17 protein-coding genes are annotated in these 14,915 nt (G+C 68.4%); 3 read left to right on the top strand and 14 right to left on the bottom strand.

Annotated features, from left to right (window positions below):
• Window position 1: 1 nt before the first annotated feature.
• The 8 genes from rpsC to rpsJ are packed head-to-tail and all read right to left on the bottom strand — an operon-like array spanning window position 2 to window position 4,338.
• Window positions 2–796: a 30S ribosomal protein S3 gene (gene rpsC / locus ON26_RS03445; RefSeq protein WP_040794486.1), complete on the bottom strand. Its 795-nt coding sequence runs from the start codon at window positions 794–796 to the stop codon at window positions 2–4.
• Entirely contained in the window at window positions 797–1,198 is a 402-nt protein-coding gene (gene rplV / locus ON26_RS03440) for a 50S ribosomal protein L22 (RefSeq protein WP_040794485.1), read from the bottom strand.
• The gene (rpsS, locus tag ON26_RS03435; protein ID WP_014349056.1) at window positions 1,195–1,476 is read right to left on the bottom strand and encodes a 30S ribosomal protein S19; all 282 of its coding nucleotides are present in this window, start codon (window positions 1,474–1,476) and stop codon (window positions 1,195–1,197) included. The genes rplV and rpsS overlap by 4 nt, the downstream gene beginning before the upstream one ends.
• Window positions 1,477–1,491: 15 nt before the next feature.
• Window positions 1,492–2,328 carry a 50S ribosomal protein L2 gene (gene rplB, locus ON26_RS03430; RefSeq protein WP_040794484.1) on the bottom strand — a complete coding sequence of 279 codons (837 nt, stop codon included), beginning with the start codon at window positions 2,326–2,328 and terminating at the stop codon, window positions 1,492–1,494.
• Between the two features lie 33 nt (window positions 2,329–2,361).
• Window positions 2,362–2,667, bottom strand: coding sequence for a 50S ribosomal protein L23 (gene rplW / locus ON26_RS03425; RefSeq protein WP_040794483.1), 306 nt, complete (start codon window positions 2,665–2,667; stop codon window positions 2,362–2,364).
• A complete protein-coding gene (rplD, locus tag ON26_RS03420; RefSeq protein ID WP_040794482.1) occupies window positions 2,664–3,356 on the bottom strand; it encodes a 50S ribosomal protein L4 in 693 nt (230 codons plus the stop codon). The genes rplW and rplD overlap by 4 nt, the downstream gene beginning before the upstream one ends.
• The gene (gene rplC, locus ON26_RS03415) at window positions 3,353–4,018 is read right to left on the bottom strand and encodes a 50S ribosomal protein L3 (protein WP_040794481.1); all 666 of its coding nucleotides are present in this window, start codon (window positions 4,016–4,018) and stop codon (window positions 3,353–3,355) included. The genes rplD and rplC overlap by 4 nt, the downstream gene beginning before the upstream one ends.
• A gap of 14 nt (window positions 4,019–4,032) precedes the next feature.
• Window positions 4,033–4,338: a 30S ribosomal protein S10 gene (gene rpsJ / locus ON26_RS03410; RefSeq protein WP_003938093.1), complete on the bottom strand. Its 306-nt coding sequence runs from the start codon at window positions 4,336–4,338 to the stop codon at window positions 4,033–4,035.
• A 480-nt stretch (window positions 4,339–4,818) separates the two neighbouring features.
• On the opposite strand from rpsJ, the gene ON26_RS03405 reads away from it, so the two are divergent.
• The 3 genes from ON26_RS03405 to ON26_RS03395 all read left to right on the top strand — a co-directional run bounded on the left by ON26_RS03405 (window position 4,819) and on the right by ON26_RS03395 (window position 7,455).
• Entirely contained in the window at window positions 4,819–5,844 is a 1,026-nt protein-coding gene (locus ON26_RS03405) for a DUF2804 domain-containing protein (protein ID WP_040794480.1), read from the top strand.
• Between the two features lie 53 nt (window positions 5,845–5,897).
• Window positions 5,898–6,374 (top strand): hotdog fold domain-containing protein, encoded by a 477-nt coding sequence (locus ON26_RS03400; RefSeq protein WP_040794479.1) that lies wholly within the window; start codon window positions 5,898–5,900, stop codon window positions 6,372–6,374.
• A gap of 202 nt (window positions 6,375–6,576) precedes the next feature.
• Window positions 6,577–7,455: a sulfurtransferase gene (locus ON26_RS03395; RefSeq protein WP_083883700.1), complete on the top strand. Its 879-nt coding sequence runs from the start codon at window positions 6,577–6,579 to the stop codon at window positions 7,453–7,455.
• 52 nt (window positions 7,456–7,507) lie between these two features.
• On the opposite strand, the gene ON26_RS03390 is transcribed toward ON26_RS03395, so the two are convergent.
• From ON26_RS03390 to ON26_RS03365, 6 genes are read right to left on the bottom strand one after another with little or no spacing between them, the layout of a single operon-like run.
• Entirely contained in the window at window positions 7,508–8,521 is a 1,014-nt protein-coding gene (locus ON26_RS03390) for an aldo/keto reductase (protein WP_040794477.1), read from the bottom strand.
• Complete coding sequence (locus tag ON26_RS03385; RefSeq protein ID WP_040794476.1) at window positions 8,521–9,894, bottom strand: NtaA/DmoA family FMN-dependent monooxygenase; 1,374 nt, start codon at window positions 9,892–9,894, stop codon at window positions 8,521–8,523. Before ON26_RS03385 ends, ON26_RS03390 begins: the two co-directional genes overlap by 1 nt.
• 17 nt (window positions 9,895–9,911) lie before the next feature.
• Entirely contained in the window at window positions 9,912–11,363 is a 1,452-nt protein-coding gene (locus ON26_RS03380) for an NtaA/DmoA family FMN-dependent monooxygenase (protein WP_040794475.1), read from the bottom strand.
• 19 nt (window positions 11,364–11,382) lie between these two features.
• Window positions 11,383–13,050 (bottom strand): dipeptide ABC transporter ATP-binding protein, encoded by a 1,668-nt coding sequence (locus ON26_RS03375; protein WP_040794515.1) that lies wholly within the window; start codon window positions 13,048–13,050, stop codon window positions 11,383–11,385.
• A gap of 7 nt (window positions 13,051–13,057) precedes the next feature.
• Window positions 13,058–13,975, bottom strand: a complete 918-nt coding sequence (locus ON26_RS03370) for an ABC transporter permease (protein WP_040794474.1) — start codon at window positions 13,973–13,975, stop codon at window positions 13,058–13,060.
• Window positions 13,972–14,913: an ABC transporter permease gene (locus ON26_RS03365; protein WP_083883699.1), complete on the bottom strand. Its 942-nt coding sequence runs from the start codon at window positions 14,911–14,913 to the stop codon at window positions 13,972–13,974. Before ON26_RS03365 ends, ON26_RS03370 begins: the two co-directional genes overlap by 4 nt.
• Window positions 14,914–14,915 lie beyond the last annotated feature (2 nt).

Here is a 14,915-nt window from a genome sequence, read left to right as displayed (position 1 = left end):
GTCAGCCCTCCTGATTCTCTGCCGGAGCCTCCGCCACCGCAGTGGCGGCCCGTCCGGCCTCAGTGCTGGTCGCGGTGGTGCCGGTGGAACCGGAACGACGCGGGCGGCTCGGACGCTCCCGGCGCGGACGCTCGGGGGCCGACGCGGCGGCGGTGAGCTCACGCTTGCCACCGACGATGTCACCCTTGTAGATCCAGACCTTCACGCCGATGCGACCGAAGGTGGTCTTGGCCTCGTAGAGGCCGTAGTCGATGTCGGCGCGCAGCGTGTGCAGCGGCACCCGACCTTCGCGGTAGAACTCCGAGCGCGACATTTCGGCGCCGCCGAGACGACCCGAGCACTGCACGCGGATGCCCTTGACGTTCGGCGAGCGCATGGCCGACTGGATGGCCTTGCGCATCGCGCGACGGAACGCGACACGGTTGGACAGCTGCTCGGCCACACCCTGGGCGACGAGCTGGGCATCCGATTCGGGGTTCTTGACCTCGAGGATGTTCAGCTGCACCTGCTTGCCGGTGAGCTTCTCCAGCTCGGCGCGGATGCGGTCGGCCTCGGCGCCACGACGGCCGATCACGATGCCGGGACGCGCGGTGTGGATGTCCACACGCACGCGGTCACGGGTGCGCTCGATCTCGACCTTCGAGATGCCCGCCCGCTCCATGCCGGTGGCGAGGAGCTTGCGGATTGCGACGTCTTCCTTCACGTAGTCCGCGTACTGCTTGTCCGCGTACCAACGGGACTTCCAATCGGTGGTGATACCGAGGCGGAAGCCGTGGGGATTGATCTTCTGTCCCATTTACTTTGCCCCTCCCTTCCGGCGGCTGCGAGCAGCACCGGCGGTGGGCACGCTCTCGACCTCGATGGTGATGTGGCTGGTGCGCTTGCGGATCCGGAACGCGCGGCCCTGGGCCCGCGGCTGGAAACGCTTCAGGGTCGCGCCCTCGTCGACGTACGCGGTCGAGATGACCAGCGTGGCCGGGTCGAGGCCGAGGTTGTTCTCGGCGTTGGCCGCGGCGCTGGCCACGACCTTGGCGACCGGCTCGCTCGCGGCCTGCGGAGCGAACTTCAGGATCGCGAGGGCGTCCTCGACCCGCTTGCCGCGGACCAGGTCCACGACACGACGAGCCTTCATCGGGGTGACGCGCACGTGCTTCGCGGTCGCCCGGGCAGTGGGGTTCTGAGTCTCAGTGGTCGTCATCGCCGCTTGCTCTTCCGGTCTTCCTTGACGTGGCTCTTGAACGTCCTGGTCGGCGCGAACTCACCGAGCTTGTGCCCGACCATGTTCTCGGACACGAACACCGGCACGTGCTTGCGGCCGTCGTGGACCGCGAAGGTGTGACCGATGAAATCCGGGGTGATGGTCGAACGACGCGACCAGGTCTTGATGACCTGCTTCGTGCCCTTGTCGTTCTGCACGTCCACCTTCGCCTGGAGGTGGTCGTCGACGAACGGGCCCTTCTTGAGGCTGCGTGGCATTTCTTACCTCCTCCTTCAGCGCTTCTTGCCGGTCTTGCGACGGCGGACGATGAGCTTGTCGCTCGGGCGGTTGGGCTTGCGGGTGCGGCCTTCCGGCTGACCCCACGGCGAGACCGGGTGGCGACCACCGGAGGTCTTGCCCTCACCACCACCGTGCGGGTGGTCGACGGGGTTCATCACGACACCACGAACCGTGGGGCGGCGGCCCTTCCAGCGCATGCGGCCGGCCTTGCCCCAGTTGATGTTCGACTGCTCGGCGTTGCCGACCTCGCCGACGGTGGCGCGGCAGCGCACGTCGACGCGACGGATCTCACCGGAGGGCATACGCAGCGTGGCGTAGGGGCCTTCCTTGCCGAGCAGCTGGATGCTCATGCCGGCGGCACGAGCCAGCTTGGCGCCGCCACCGGGACGCAGCTCCACGTTGTGGATCGTGGTACCGGTCGGGATGTTGCGCAGCGGCAGGTTGTTACCCGGCTTGATGTCGGCGGTCGGGCCGGACTCGATCGGGGTGCCCTGCGCGATGCCCTTCGGCGCCAGGATGTAGCGCTTCTCGCCGTCCACGTAGTGCAGCAGCGCGATGTTGGCGGTCCGGTTGGGGTCGTACTCGATGTGCGCGACCTTGGCCGGGATACCGTCCTTGTCGAGGCGACGGAAGTCGATGATGCGGTAGGCCCGCTTGTGCCCGCCACCACGGTGACGAGTGGTGATGCGGCCGTGCGCGTTACGTCCACCGGTCTTGCTCAGCGGACGCAGCAGCGACTTCTCGGGAGTGGACCGGGTGATCTCGGCGAAGTCCGAAACGGACGACCCACGCCTACCGGGGGTTGTCGGCTTGTACTTGCGAATTGCCATGAGTTCTTCTCTGCTTTCTGGAATCCCGTCCGCTTACGCGACCGGGCCTCCGAAGATCTCGATGGGCTTGCTGTCGGCCGAGATGGTCACGAGCGCGCGCTTGGTGTTCTTGCGCTTGCCGTAACCGAAGCGGGTCCGCTTGCGCTTGCCCTGACGGTTGGCGGTGTTGACGCTGGTGACCTTCACACCGAAGACCTTCTCGACGGCGATCTTGATCTGCGTCTTGTTGGAGTCCGGGTGCACGATGAAGGTGTAGGTGCCTTCCTCGATCAGTCCGTAGGACTTCTCCGAGATGACCGGCGCCAGCAGGATGTCGCGGGGGTCGGCGATGGTGGTCACTTGCTCTCCTCCTGAGCCGCCTCGGCCGGGCCGTGAACGAAGCTGTTCAGAGCCTCGACGCTGAAGACCACGTCGTCGCTGTTGAGCACGTCGTAGGTGTTCAGCTGATCCGGGGCGATCGGCTGCACGTTCTGCAGGTTCGCCACGCTCTTCCACGCGGCGACGTCCTCGCGGCCGACGACGACCAGGAACTTCTTGCGGTCCGACAGCTCGGACAGGAAGCTCTTGGCGGTCTTGGTCGACGGGGTCTGGCCGGCCACCAGCTCGCTGATCACATGGATGCGATCGTTGCGGGCCCGGTCGGACAGCGCGCCGTGCAGCGCGGCACGGATCATCTTCTTGGGGGTGCGCTGACTGTAGTCACGCGGCTGCGGGCCGTGGACGGTGCCACCACCGGCGAACTGCGGCGCGCGGGTCGAGCCCTGACGGGCGCGGCCGGTGCCCTTCTGCCGGTACGGCTTCTTGCCGCCGCCGGAGACCTGGCCACGCGTCTTGGTCGCGTGGGTGCCCTGACGGGCCGCGGCCAGCTGCGCGGTGACGACCTGGTGCATCAGCGCGATATTGGCGGTCACGTCGAAGATCTCCGCGGGGAGATCGACGGTGCCGTTGGTCTTGCCTCCGGCCTCCTTGACAGGAAGCGTGAGGTTCGCCTTCTTCTCGGCGTCCTTCTGAGTGCTCACCGCGCTCATGCGTGCGCACCACCCTTCACGGCGCTCTTGACGATCACGACGCCGCCCTTGCGACCCGGGATCGCACCCTTGATCAGCAGCAGGCCGTTCTCGGCGTCGACCTTGTGAACCGACAGGTTCTGCGTGGTCACGCGGTCGTTACCCATACGGCCCGACATGCGCATGCCCTTGAACACGCGACCGGGGGTGGCACAGCCACCGATGGAGCCCGGACGACGGTGCACGGCCTGCGCACCGTGCGAGGCACCCTGGCCACGGAAGCCGTGACGCTTCATGGTGCCCGCGAAGCCCTTGCCCTTGGAGGTGCCGGTGACGTCGACGTAGCTGCCCTCTTCGAACACGTCGGCGTTGATCTCCTGGCCGACCTCGAAGGCGGAAGCATCGGCGACCCGGAGCTCGGCGATGTGACGGCGCGGGGTGACACCGGCCTTGGAGAACTGGCCGGAGACCGGCTTGTTCACCTTGCGGGGGTCGATGGCGCCGAAAGCGACCTGCACGGCGCTGTAGCCGTCGCGCTCCTCGGTGCGGATCTGGGTGACCACGTTCGGGCCCGCCTTGATCACGGTGACCGGGACGACGCGGTTCTTATCGTCGAAGACCTGGGTCATGCCGAGCTTGGTGCCCAGGATTCCGGCGGCAGGCCGGTTCTTGTTGTCAGTCATATCTCGAGTCCCCGTCACTGAATGTTGACGTCGACGCTGGCCGGCAGGTCGATGCGCATCAGCGCGTCGACCGTCTTCGGCGTCGGGTCGAGGATGTCGATGAGACGCTTGTGCGTGCGCATCTCGAAGTGTTCGCGCGAGTCCTTGTACTTGTGCGGCGAACGGATGACGCAGTACACGTTCTTCTCGGTCGGCAACGGCACCGGTCCGACCACGCGGGCCCCGGTGCGGGTGACTGTCTCCACGATCTTGCGCGCAGACGCGTCGATCGCCTCGTGGTCATAGGCCTTGAGCCTGATGCGGATCTTTTGTCCCGCCACGCTAAGTGTCCTTTTCTCCGCTTTCCTTCGTGGCCCGGAAACCGTCAGGCATCCGTACCACCCTCATTTGCTACAGCCCGAACACACGAAAGACGTCTCAGGGAGACCACCGACCGGGTCCATGCCCGATCTTCGCCGCTGTTCATCTGTCATGGTTCTCCGGTCCACGCGGTCGGGCGTGTCGCCCTTTCGCTCATTCTTCGGCCCGGATCAGAACTTCATCTCAGGCTTGCAGAACAATGTCCCGGACGTACTCACACCGGAATCCCGGTGAAGTACACGATTGGGTACTGCTCTCGCCCCCACCCGATCGCGCTCGGTTTCACCAGGAAACGACCGCAACCCCGTGCAAGGCAACCCGAACAGTATGCATGACCCCCGCCAGCGACTTCAAATCGCCCCCGCTACGGGTGCGCCCACACCTATCGGCCCAGGTAGCAGACCCGCCCGCGCCGATCGAGCTGCTGTCATGATCGGCGGATGAGCGAACGTGAGTTGACCGGACCCGTCGATCTGTGCGACGAGCGCGGACGCCTGAACTCCGAGGCGGTGGGCTGGTCGCGCACGCCAGTGCACCGCGCGAATCTGTCCCGCGCATGGGGCAGGAAGAAGAGGTGGGACTACTGGTGCGTCACCGCCCCGGACCTCTATCTGGCCATCACCTGCGCCGACCTCGACTATCTCGGTAACGCCTCGGTCTGGATCTGCCGGCCGTCCACCGGACTCTCGGTGTCGGTGGACCGCATCGTGCCCGGCGCCCGCGGCTTCGCCCTGCCGGACCCGCCCGGCACGGGCCTGATCTCGGTCGAGGCCGGCGGGCTGCGCGTGGAGATCGACGAACGATCGGCCGGGTCCACCCGGCTGCGCGCCTCGTGCGACTCCACTCCGGAAGGGCCCCTCTATATAGATGTCGAGGTCACGGAGCCGGCCGGGCACGAGTCGCTCAATGTGGTGATCCCCTGGTCGCCCCGCCGCTTCCAGTTCACGAGCAAACAGAACACCCGCCCGGCCACCGGAACCGTGCGCCTGGGCGAACGGCGGTGGGAGCTCGGCACCGCCGAACTGCCCGCTTTCGGCACGCTCGACCTCGGTCGCGGGGTCTGGAAGTACCGAAATCGCTGGAACTGGGCCGCCGCCTCGGGCGTGTCGCGCGACGGCCGGACGGTCGGATTGCAGTTCGGCGGAAAGTGGACGGAGGGCACCGGCTACACCGAGAACGGGCTCTGCGTCGACGGCAGGCTGACCAAGATCGGCGAGGAACTGCGGTGGACCTACGACTGGGACCAGCCGATGCGGCCCTGGCGGGTACGCGACAGCGCGGGCCTGGTCGACGTCGAACTCGTCCCCGACCACGACCGGTACGCCCGCACCAGCGCCGGTGTCATCTCGATGGAGGTCCACCAGTGCTTCGGCCGCTGGGCGGGTGCGATCGTCACCGACTCCGGCGAACGCGTCGAGTTCGACGATGTGATCGGCTTCGCCGAAGAGGCCCGCAACCGCTGGTGACCGGTTCGGCCGGCCACTCCCCCAGATAACTTACCGCGAAGTAAGATAACTGCATGACCACCGGCACCTCGACCTACCGAAACTGGAAGAAGCTGCCCGACAACACGTTCGGGCACGCCTTGTTCTCACTGGGGATGGTGGCGCGGGTGCCGTACTTCGGCACCGTGCTGCCGACCGTGCGGCGGCTCGAGCCCGGACTGTGCGAGGTGAGCGCACCGAAGTGGTTCGGCGTCCTCAATCACCTGGGCACCTTCCACGCGATCGCGGCCTGCAATCTCGCGGAGGTGGCGATGGGGATGCTGTGCGAGGCGACGGTGCCCGCGACGCATCGGTGGATTCCCAAGGCGATGAATGTGCGCTATCAGGCCAAGGCGGAGTCCCGGCTGCGGGCGGTGGCCTTCCTGTCCGAGATCCCCGACTTCGCGGCGATCACCGAAGGCCGGGAGCTGGTCGTGCCGGTGTCGATCTACGACCGGGACGGCGTGGAGGTCGTGCACGCCGACATCACCACCTGGGTGACGCCCCGGTAGCCGGTCGGGCGGGACGGGCCGCCGATCGCCGGCAGCGGCGGCTCGGGCCGATCACGCGTCACGCGTCCGGCTCGCCGTCGGATCTCCCGGTGCGGGCGTGGTGTTCGCGTCCTTGGGTTCCCGGTGAGTGCAACCGTTCTCGCCGGGGCGAGGGCGCATTAGCGTCGGCCGTGTCGTAGCCCGGACCTGCGCAAGGATCGCAATGAGCTCTGTTCCCCCGGTACTGCCCGCTTCCCCGGTGACCGCTGCCTCCCCGGTCATCACCGCCGACGAACTCGGCGCGGCCCTCGACGCGGGCGCCGATGTCGTCGTGCTGGAGATCCGTCGTGACCGCGGTGACGGGCCCGCGGGGCCCGACCCTGTGGAAGAACCGCCCGCCGGGCATCTGCCCCGGGCACACGCGGTGGACTTCGCCGAACTCATCGGAGCGAAGACCGCGACCTCCGGTAACGGGCCGCTGCCCACCGCGGACCAGCTGACCGCCCTCGTGCAACGGTGGGGAGTGCACGAGGACAGCCTGGTCGTCGTCTACAGCCCCGACCATCCTTCCAGCGCAAGCCGGGTGTGGTGGGTGCTGCGCTGCGCGGGCCTGGCCGATGTGCGCTATCTCGACGGCGGAGCGCACGCCTGGATCGCGGCCGGCCGGGAACTCACCCGGGAGCGGCCGGGCACCGGCGGCGGCACGGCGCCGCTCCGGCTCGGCGCGCTGCCCACCCTCGACGCGGACACCGCCGCCGGGCTGGCCCGCGACGGGCATCTGCTGGACGCCAGGGGCCCGGAGGCCTACGCGGGCTCGGCCGACGACCCGGCCACCGGCCACATCCCCGGCGCGCACAGCCTGCCCGGCCTCGCCAATCTGCGCGCGGGCTATCTCGCCGACAGCGACACCCTGCGCTCGCTGTACGCGCCCTTCCTCACCGGAGCCCCGGTCGGCGCGTACTGCGGCGGCGGAGTGGCCGCGACCCTGGACGTACTGGCGCTGAGCACCCTCGGCGTGACCGCGGCGCTGTACCCGGGCTCGTGGTCGCAGTGGATCAGCGATCCGTCCCGGCCGATCGCCACGGGCGACGCGCGCGGCTGAGCTCACGGCTCACACACGCGCATCGGCGTTTCCGGCAACCGGTGGAAGAAGGTCAGCCCTTGTCGACGACGCCGGGTCCGCCGGACAAGTCGCCGGTGAACAGCTCGCGCAGTTCGAGTTCTTCCTCGGGCGTGGGCACCCAGCGGCTGGCGGCGAGGTTCTCGTCGAGTTGCTCGGGCACGGTGACCCCGGCGATGACGCTGGTCACCGTCGGCTGGGCGAGCAGCCAGCCCAGCGCCAGCGCCGACGGGGTGACTCCCCGCTCGGCGGCGAACTGCTCGTACCTGGCCAGCGCCTCCCACGGCGCGGTGCCGAGCAGATAGCGCTTGAGGTTGGTGATCTTCGCCTCCGCGGGCGCTTCCCCGGCCCGGTACTTGCCGGTGAGCAGGCCGTTCTGCAACGGGAAGTAGGGAATGAAGCCGAGTCCGTAATGCCGCAGCGCCGGAATCAGCTCCTCCTCCGGCTTGCGCCAGGTGAGGTTGTATTCGTCGGTGCTGGAGACGAACCGGCTGTAGCCGTTGCGGGCGGCGACGTGCTCGGCGTCCGCGATCTGCCACGCCTTGAAGTTCGAGGCGCCGATGTAGCGGACCTTGCCCGAGGTGACCAGGGCGTCGAGCGCGGCGAGGGTCTCCTCGATCGGGGTGTGCGCGTCGGGGAAGTGGATCTGGTACAGGTCGATGTAGTCGGTGTTCAGCCGCCGCAGCGAGTCCTCCACCGACGCGACGATGTACTTGCGCGATCCGGTCAGCGCGTAGGACGGGCCACGATCGGCCAGCAGCGAGCGGCCGAACTTGGTGCCGATGATCACGCTCTCGCGCCGGGAGCCGACTGCCTTCGCGAACAGTTCCTCGCTCAGGCCGGTGCGATCGCCGTAGCCTTCGGCCAGATCGAAGTAGGTGACGCCGAGGTCGATGGCCCGGTCCACGATCGCCTGGACCCGCTCGGGGTCGACGGCGCGCATCCCGGAACGGCCGAAGGTGCTCGCGCCGATGCCCAGTTCCGAGAGCACCAGCCCGGAGCGGCCGAGCGCGCGGTAGCCGGCGGGGATCGCCGGTGCCCCGGCCATCAGCCGTTGTCCGTATCGAGCAGACCCTGCAGGGTGTCGGCCTCGTACTCGGTGCGGAAGATGCCGCGCCGCTGCAACTCCGGGACCACGTTGTCGACCAGCAGGTCGACCGGGCCGCGGTGGTAGGGCGGGAAGAACTGCACGCCGTCGAGCACGCGTTCGACGAAGTTCTCCTCCACCCAGTCGGCGATGGTGTTCGCGTCGCCGACGAGGGCGGGCTGGCCGGCCTGCCGGGACCGCTGTACGTGGTGGTACAGCTCCCGCAACGTCAGGTCTTCGCCGACCGCGCCGAGCAGACCGCGGATGATCTCGCGGTCGTCGCGGCCGCGGACGTGACGCTTCTCCGTTCCCAGCGAACGACGGAAGCCGTCGAAGACGTCGGAAGGCACGGTGTCCAGATCGATGACGTCGACGACCTTCTCGTTGTCCCGCACCCGGGACAGGTCCACGCCCAGGGCCAGGGAGAACTGTTCGGGGATCTCCTCGGTCAGCTGGAAGTTGGTGACCTGGCGGTAGATCGCCTGTGCCTCGCGCTTGGTGCCCGCGAGGTAGAAGGTGGCGCCCGGGATGATCTTGAACTTCTCCGGGTCGCGCCCGTTGGCCGCCACCCGCTCCTTGAGCTTGCGGTACTCCTCCTTGCCCTGCTCGATGCCGAGGTAGGGCGAGAAACGCACCTGTGCGAGGTCGGCGCCGTACTGCAGCGACTCCTCCGAGGTGCCCACGTGCACATTGGGAATGCGCCGCTGCACCGGCGGCGGCACATTGAGCGGGCCGCGTACCTCGAAGTGCTCGCCCGCGTGCTCGATCCGGTGCCAGGAGCCCGGCTTGATCAGGACGTCCTTCTCGCGGTCGTCGAGCAGGAAGTCGTCGTCCCAGCTCTCGTACAGCAGCCTGTTCACCACCTCGGTGAACTCCCGGGCGCGGGTGTACTTGGTCTGCTCGTCGGGGACCGGGTTCTTGCCGTAGTTGCGCGCCGGATCGCCCTCGCGGTCGACGCCGAAGACCACGTTCAACGCGGTCCTGCCCTTGGCGAAGTTGTCCAGCGTGGCCAGCTGGCGGGCGATGCCGTAGGGATGTTCGAACGAGGAGTTCACCGACACCAGGAACCCGACGTTCTTCGTCACCGCGGCGGCATACCCGGCGAAGACGAAATTGTCCCAGCGGTAGATGCGCTGGAGGTGGTCCGGTTCGCTGCCCAGCGCGCTGCCCGAGAAGACGTAGTCGAGTTTGCCGCGTTCGGCCGCGCGCGCCACGTCCAGGATCACGCTGGGATCGCGCAGCCCGGAGTTGGTGGCCTGCGGCAGCCGCCAGGCGTCGGCGTCCCAGCCGGTGCCGTAGGCGGCCAGGCCGAGCCGGAGTTTTCTGTCGCTCATCGGAATCTCTGATCTCGCTAGGAGTTGGTGGCGAACTGGTTGGGCGGCACCGGCAACCCGAAGTGGCCGCGGAAGGTGTCGGTGGTGTACTCGGTGCGGAAGACGCCCTTGTCCTGCAGGATCGGCACCACCTGAGAGGTGAACCGCTCCAGCTGGTCCCACATGTAGGGCGAATTGATGTTGAAGCCGTCGGCGGCGCCGCGGTCGAACCACTCGATGAGCCGGTCGGCCACATCCTGCGCGGTGCCGATGACCTGGGGGAAACCCCCGCCGATGGCATTGCGCAGCAGATCGCCCGCGCGCACCGCGCCCGCGGCGACGGTGCGATCGGTGCGCGCCTCGACACCCGCGAGCAGCGTGCGGCCGAACTCGTTGAACTCGGCCGCGGTCTCGGCAGTGATGACAGCGTCGAGGCCGCCGGGGCGCAGATCGACGCCGATCCGCTCCGACAGCGAGCGCAGGCTGCGCACGCCCAGCGGCAGGGGACCGCGCGGGGACTGCTGGATCGCGGTCCACGCCTCGCTGGTCCAGAACTGCTCGTCCTGATCGCCTTCCACCGGGTCGTCGTCCAGCGGCAGCCCGGCATTGAGCCGTTCGAAGATGTCCACGGCGTCGGCCCTGGTCTCCCCGATGATCGGCGAGATGCCGGGCAGGAAGAAGATCGGGACATCGCGGCCGTGGATGCGGCGAGCCCTGGCGCGCACATCGGTGTTGAACTCGATCGAGTCCTCGATGCTCGCCGGACCGGTGAAGTTCAGTTCGCAGTGGCGGGCGGTCAGTTCCCGCGACAGTTCGGACGCGCCCGCGTACAGCAGCGGAATCTGCCCCTGTGGCGGCCGCGCCATCGGCAGGGTGCCCGCGACCTGGAAGAACTCGCCCTTGTGCTCGAGCCGATGGACCTTGGTCGGATCGAGGTAGCTGCCGGACTTCTTGTCCTGGAGGTAGGCGCCGTCCTCGATGCTGTCCCAGAGCCGCCGGATCACCCGGATGAACTCGTCGGCCCGCGCGTAGCGGCGTTCGCCGCCCAGGTCGGGCAGGCTGAAGTTCTGGGCGGCCAGGTCGGACGCGCCGAGCACGACGTTCCAGGACAACCTGCCCTTGCTGAGGTGATCGAGCGAGGCGGTGAGTCTGGCCAGGATGTAGGGCTCGTAGTAGGTGGGGTGCGCGGTGACGACCAGACCGATCTTGGAGGTCTGCAGCGCCAACTGCGAGGCCAGTGTGAACGGCTCGAGCCTGCCCGCGTTGTGGGTGGTGCTCCAGTGTTCTTTGAACACGTCACCGGGCAGCGTGTCACCGAGGAAGAAGAAGTCGAACTTCGCGTCCTCCACCAGTTTCGCCGCTTTCGCCGCGTAGTCGAGTTCGAAGGCGTTCGCGGTGGGCGCCTCGGGCAGTCGCCAGCCGCCCCAGTGGGTGCCGTTGAGCCAATACATGTAACCCAGGTGCAGTTCGCGTTTCGCGGGGGAGCCCACGTGAATTCCTTTCGACGGATCAGACGGAGACGGTCGCGGAGCCCGCGCCAGGAATGGAGGCGAGCAGTTCCTTGACGTAGTCGGTCTCCGGAGAAGCGAGAATGTCCGCGGCGTCGCCGCGCTCGACGATGTCGCCGTGGTGCAGGACGAGGATCTGGTCGGATACCTCGGCGATCACCCCCAGGTCGTGGGAGATGAAGACATAGGTCAGCGAGAACCTGCGCTGCAGCGAGGCCAGCAAGTCGAGGATCTGGCGCTGGACCGTGACGTCGAGCGCCGAGACGGGCTCGTCCAGGATCACCAGCTCCGGATCGGGAGCGAGCGCACGGGCGATCGCGACCCGCTGCCGCTGACCGCCGGACAGTTCGGCGGTGTAGCGGTCGGCGATCTCCGCGGGCAGACCGGTGACCTCGAGCAGTTCGTCGACACGCCTGCGGCGTTGCCCGGCATCGCCGATCTTGTGGCCGCGCAACGGTTCTTCGATGATGGCGCGCACGGTCGCGCGCGGATTCAGTGAGGCGAACGGGTCCTGGTAGACCATCTGCACCTTGCGGTACAGCGCGGCCTGGCCCGCGCCGCGGCGATGGTGGACCACCTTCTCCCCCGCCACCTCGATGGTGCCGGAGTCGGGGGCGGCCAAGCCGGCCAACAGGCGCACCAGAGTGGTCTTGCCGGAACCGGATTCGCCGACGATGCCCAGGGTGGTGCCACGCCGCACCTCGAAGGAGGCGTCGGCGACCGCGGTCACCGTGTCCCGGCCACGCTGTGCGGGAAACGTCTTGCGGACATCCACCGCGCGGACGACCACCGGTGGTTCGCCCTCGGACGGGTCGGCACCGCTGTCCTCGGCGCGCAGCCGCTGTCGCTGCGCCGCGGCCTCGGTTCCGGAGAAGCCGAACGACGACGAATTCAGCAGCGCGGTGGTGTAGGCGTCCCCCGGCGCCGCGATGACTTCGGCGGCCCGTCCCGAGCGCACCAGCCGTCCGTCCTTCAGCACCGCGATCTCGTCGGCACGCTCGGCCGCGACGCCCAGATCGTGGGTGATGAGCAGGATCGCCAGATCTTCCTCGGCCACCAGGTGGCTCAGCAGGTCCAGGATCCGTTTCTGCACAGTCACATCGAGCGCCGTGGTCGGCTCGTCCGCGACCAGCAGTTTCGGTCCGGTCGACATGGCCGCGGCGATGAGCACGCGCTGGCACATACCGCCGGACAGCTCGTGCGGGTACGAGCGGAAGATCTTCTCGGGATTGCGCAGCCCGACCTTGCCGAACAGGTCGACGACGCGCTCGCGCCGCTCGGCCTTGTTCGCCAGGCCGTGCGCGCGCAGCGGCTCGCCCGCCTGCACGCCGACCGGCAGCAGCGGATTCAGGCCGAGCAGCGCGTCCTGCGGGATGTAGCCGATGTCCCGGCCGCGGATCGCCCGGTACTGCTTCTCGGGCAGACCGTTGAGCCGCCTGCCGTCGAACTCGACGCGGCCGGCCGCGACCCGCCCGTTCTCGGCGAGCGTGCCGGTGACCGTGCGCGCGAGAGTGGACTTGCCCGAGCCGGATTCGCCCACGAGCGCGAGCACCTGACCCGCGCGCAGGCTCAGGCTCACCCCGTCGACGACGCGGGCCGAGGGACGGCCGGGCACGTCGAAATCGACGGCGACCTCGTGCAGGTTCAACAGCGCGCCCTTATCGGACACGGTCGGGTCAGGCGACGACACTTGTTCTCCCGCGGTTCAGTGATCGGCCGATCCGGTAGACCGCGACGACCGAGAGGGTGATGACGAGTCCCGGCAGCAGGCTCAACCACCACTGGGTGGCGATGAACGTGCGGCCTTCGGAGACGAGCAGGCCCCATTCGGGCGTGGGCGGCGGGGCGCCCAGGCCGAGGAAGCTCAGCGCGGCGACGGTGAGGATCGCCGAGCCGATCTCCATGGTGGCGGCGGCCAGGACCGACCGCGACGCGTTGGGCACCACGTGCCGGAGCAGGCGATAGGCGTAGCCGTGCCCGGCGAACACCGAGGCCTCGACGTACTTCGAGCCCGCCACCTTCAGCACCTCCGAGCGCATCAGCCGGGCGAATCCGGCGGTGCTGTTGATGCCGATGGCCACCGCGATGTTGACCACGCCCTGCCCGAGCGCGGAAATGATGGCCAGCGAGACGATGAGGCTGGGGACCGCGAGCATGATGTCCATGACGCGCATGAGCACGCTGTCCACCCAGCCGCCCACCGCTCCGGCGACGAGCCCGATCAGCGCGCCGCTCACCAGCCCGATCAGCACCGCGATCACCGCGGCCTGGACCGAGAGCGAGGTGCCGTGCACCATGCGGGTGAACTGGTCGCGGCCGAGATCGTCGGTGCCGAAGGGATGCGACAGGCTCGGGGCGACCAGCAGCGCGTCGGCGTCCTGGGCCAGCGGGTCACGTGAGGTGAACAGGCGAGGCGCGACCGCCGCCGCGAGCATCAGCGCCACCCACACGTAGGCGAGCAGCAGGCTCGGAGATCCCGCGATGTGCCGCAGCCAGAGCGCGGCTCCGGCCGCCCTGCCGCGCCACGGGCGCACGGCCGCCGCGCCGTCGGTCCGTACCGCGGGTGCGGCGGGACGGGCATCGAGAAGACTCATCGGGCGTCCAATCGAATTCGCTTGTCGATGACCGGGTAGATCAGATCGACGACCAGGTTGACCGTGACGAAGATCAGTGCGCTCGCGGTCACCGCGACGAGCACGATGGGCATGTCGCGCCCGTCGACGGCGTCGACGATGAGCCTGCCGACGCCGAGCCGGGAGAACACGGTCTCGGTGAGGACGGTGCCGCCGACCATGACGCCGATGGTGGTGCCCAGCGCGGTCACCACCGGCAGCGCCGCGGCGCGCAGTGCGTGCCGCACGACCAGGTCGAACCGGCTCAGGCCCCAGTTGCGCGCGGTCTCGATGTAGGGCGAGGTGAGCGCCGCGCGCAGGTTGACCGTCAGCAGCTGGGAGATCTGACCGCCGCCCGCGACGGCGATGGACAGCGAGGCGATCAGCAGCCCCAGCCAGGTCTTGTCGCCGAATGCCTTGATCCAGTGCAGCTGGAACGCGCAGACCTGCACGAGCACCAGCGCGACGATGAACGGCGGAAGCGAAACCGCCACCGGCGGAAGCGAGATCAGCAGTTCGCGCGCCCACTTCCAGTCGATCAGCTCGATCACCACCGACAAGGTGACACCGATGAGCACCGCGAGCAGCAGCCCGAGGAACGCCAGTTGCAGTGTCTGGCCGAAGGATTCGAAGAAGATGTCGGTGGCGGGGCGGCGCTGGTAGATGCTGTCACCGAAGTCGCCGCGCAGCGCCCCGCCGAGCGCGTCGAAATATTGCACGTACAGCGGCCGGTTCAGGCCGAGCAGCTCACGCTGCTCGGCCAGCACCTTCTCGACGTCACCGCCGTCCGCGCCCAAGGTGAGGCCGCCCGCGGCATCGCCAGGCACGATATACAGCAGGAAGAACGCTCCTGTGAACGCGCCCCAGACGACGACCACCGCGTAGGCCAGCCGCCGCAGGGCGTACCTCACCATCTCCATCG

Source organism: Nocardia higoensis NBRC 100133 (assembly GCF_000308595.1).
Taxonomy (GTDB): domain Bacteria; phylum Actinomycetota; class Actinomycetes; order Mycobacteriales; family Mycobacteriaceae; genus Nocardia; species Nocardia higoensis.
Note: the sequence above shows the minus strand (reverse complement) of the source record. Positions and strands in the feature narration are given on the sequence as shown.

What these genes read in the sequence shown, in the direction of transcription:
- rplD (WP_040794482.1), bottom strand. Translation starts at nt 3,356, where the DNA reads ATGAGCGCGGTGAGCACTCAGAAGGACGCCGAGAAGAAGGCGAACCTC.
- ON26_RS03370 (WP_040794474.1), bottom strand. Translation starts at nt 13,975, where the DNA reads ATGAGTCTTCTCGATGCCCGTCCCGCCGCACCCGCGGTACGGACCGAC.
- rpsC (WP_040794486.1), bottom strand. Translation starts at nt 796, where the DNA reads ATGGGACAGAAGATCAATCCCCACGGCTTCCGCCTCGGTATCACCACC.
- ON26_RS03395 (WP_083883700.1), top strand. Translation starts at nt 6,577, where the DNA reads ATGAGCTCTGTTCCCCCGGTACTGCCCGCTTCCCCGGTGACCGCTGCC.
- rplV (WP_040794485.1), bottom strand. Translation starts at nt 1,198, where the DNA reads ATGACGACCACTGAGACTCAGAACCCCACTGCCCGGGCGACCGCGAAG.
- ON26_RS03405 (WP_040794480.1), top strand. Translation starts at nt 4,819, where the DNA reads ATGAGCGAACGTGAGTTGACCGGACCCGTCGATCTGTGCGACGAGCGC.
- rplC (WP_040794481.1), bottom strand. Translation starts at nt 4,018, where the DNA reads ATGACTGACAACAAGAACCGGCCTGCCGCCGGAATCCTGGGCACCAAG.
- ON26_RS03385 (WP_040794476.1), bottom strand. Translation starts at nt 9,894, where the DNA reads ATGAGCGACAGAAAACTCCGGCTCGGCCTGGCCGCCTACGGCACCGGC.
- ON26_RS03365 (WP_083883699.1), bottom strand. Translation starts at nt 14,913, where the DNA reads ATGGAGATGGTGAGGTACGCCCTGCGGCGGCTGGCCTACGCGGTGGTC.
- ON26_RS03390 (WP_040794477.1), bottom strand. Translation starts at nt 8,521, where the DNA reads ATGGCCGGGGCACCGGCGATCCCCGCCGGCTACCGCGCGCTCGGCCGC.
- ON26_RS03400 (WP_040794479.1), top strand. Translation starts at nt 5,898, where the DNA reads ATGACCACCGGCACCTCGACCTACCGAAACTGGAAGAAGCTGCCCGAC.
- rplB (WP_040794484.1), bottom strand. Translation starts at nt 2,328, where the DNA reads ATGGCAATTCGCAAGTACAAGCCGACAACCCCCGGTAGGCGTGGGTCG.
- rpsS (WP_014349056.1), bottom strand. Translation starts at nt 1,476, where the DNA reads ATGCCACGCAGCCTCAAGAAGGGCCCGTTCGTCGACGACCACCTCCAG.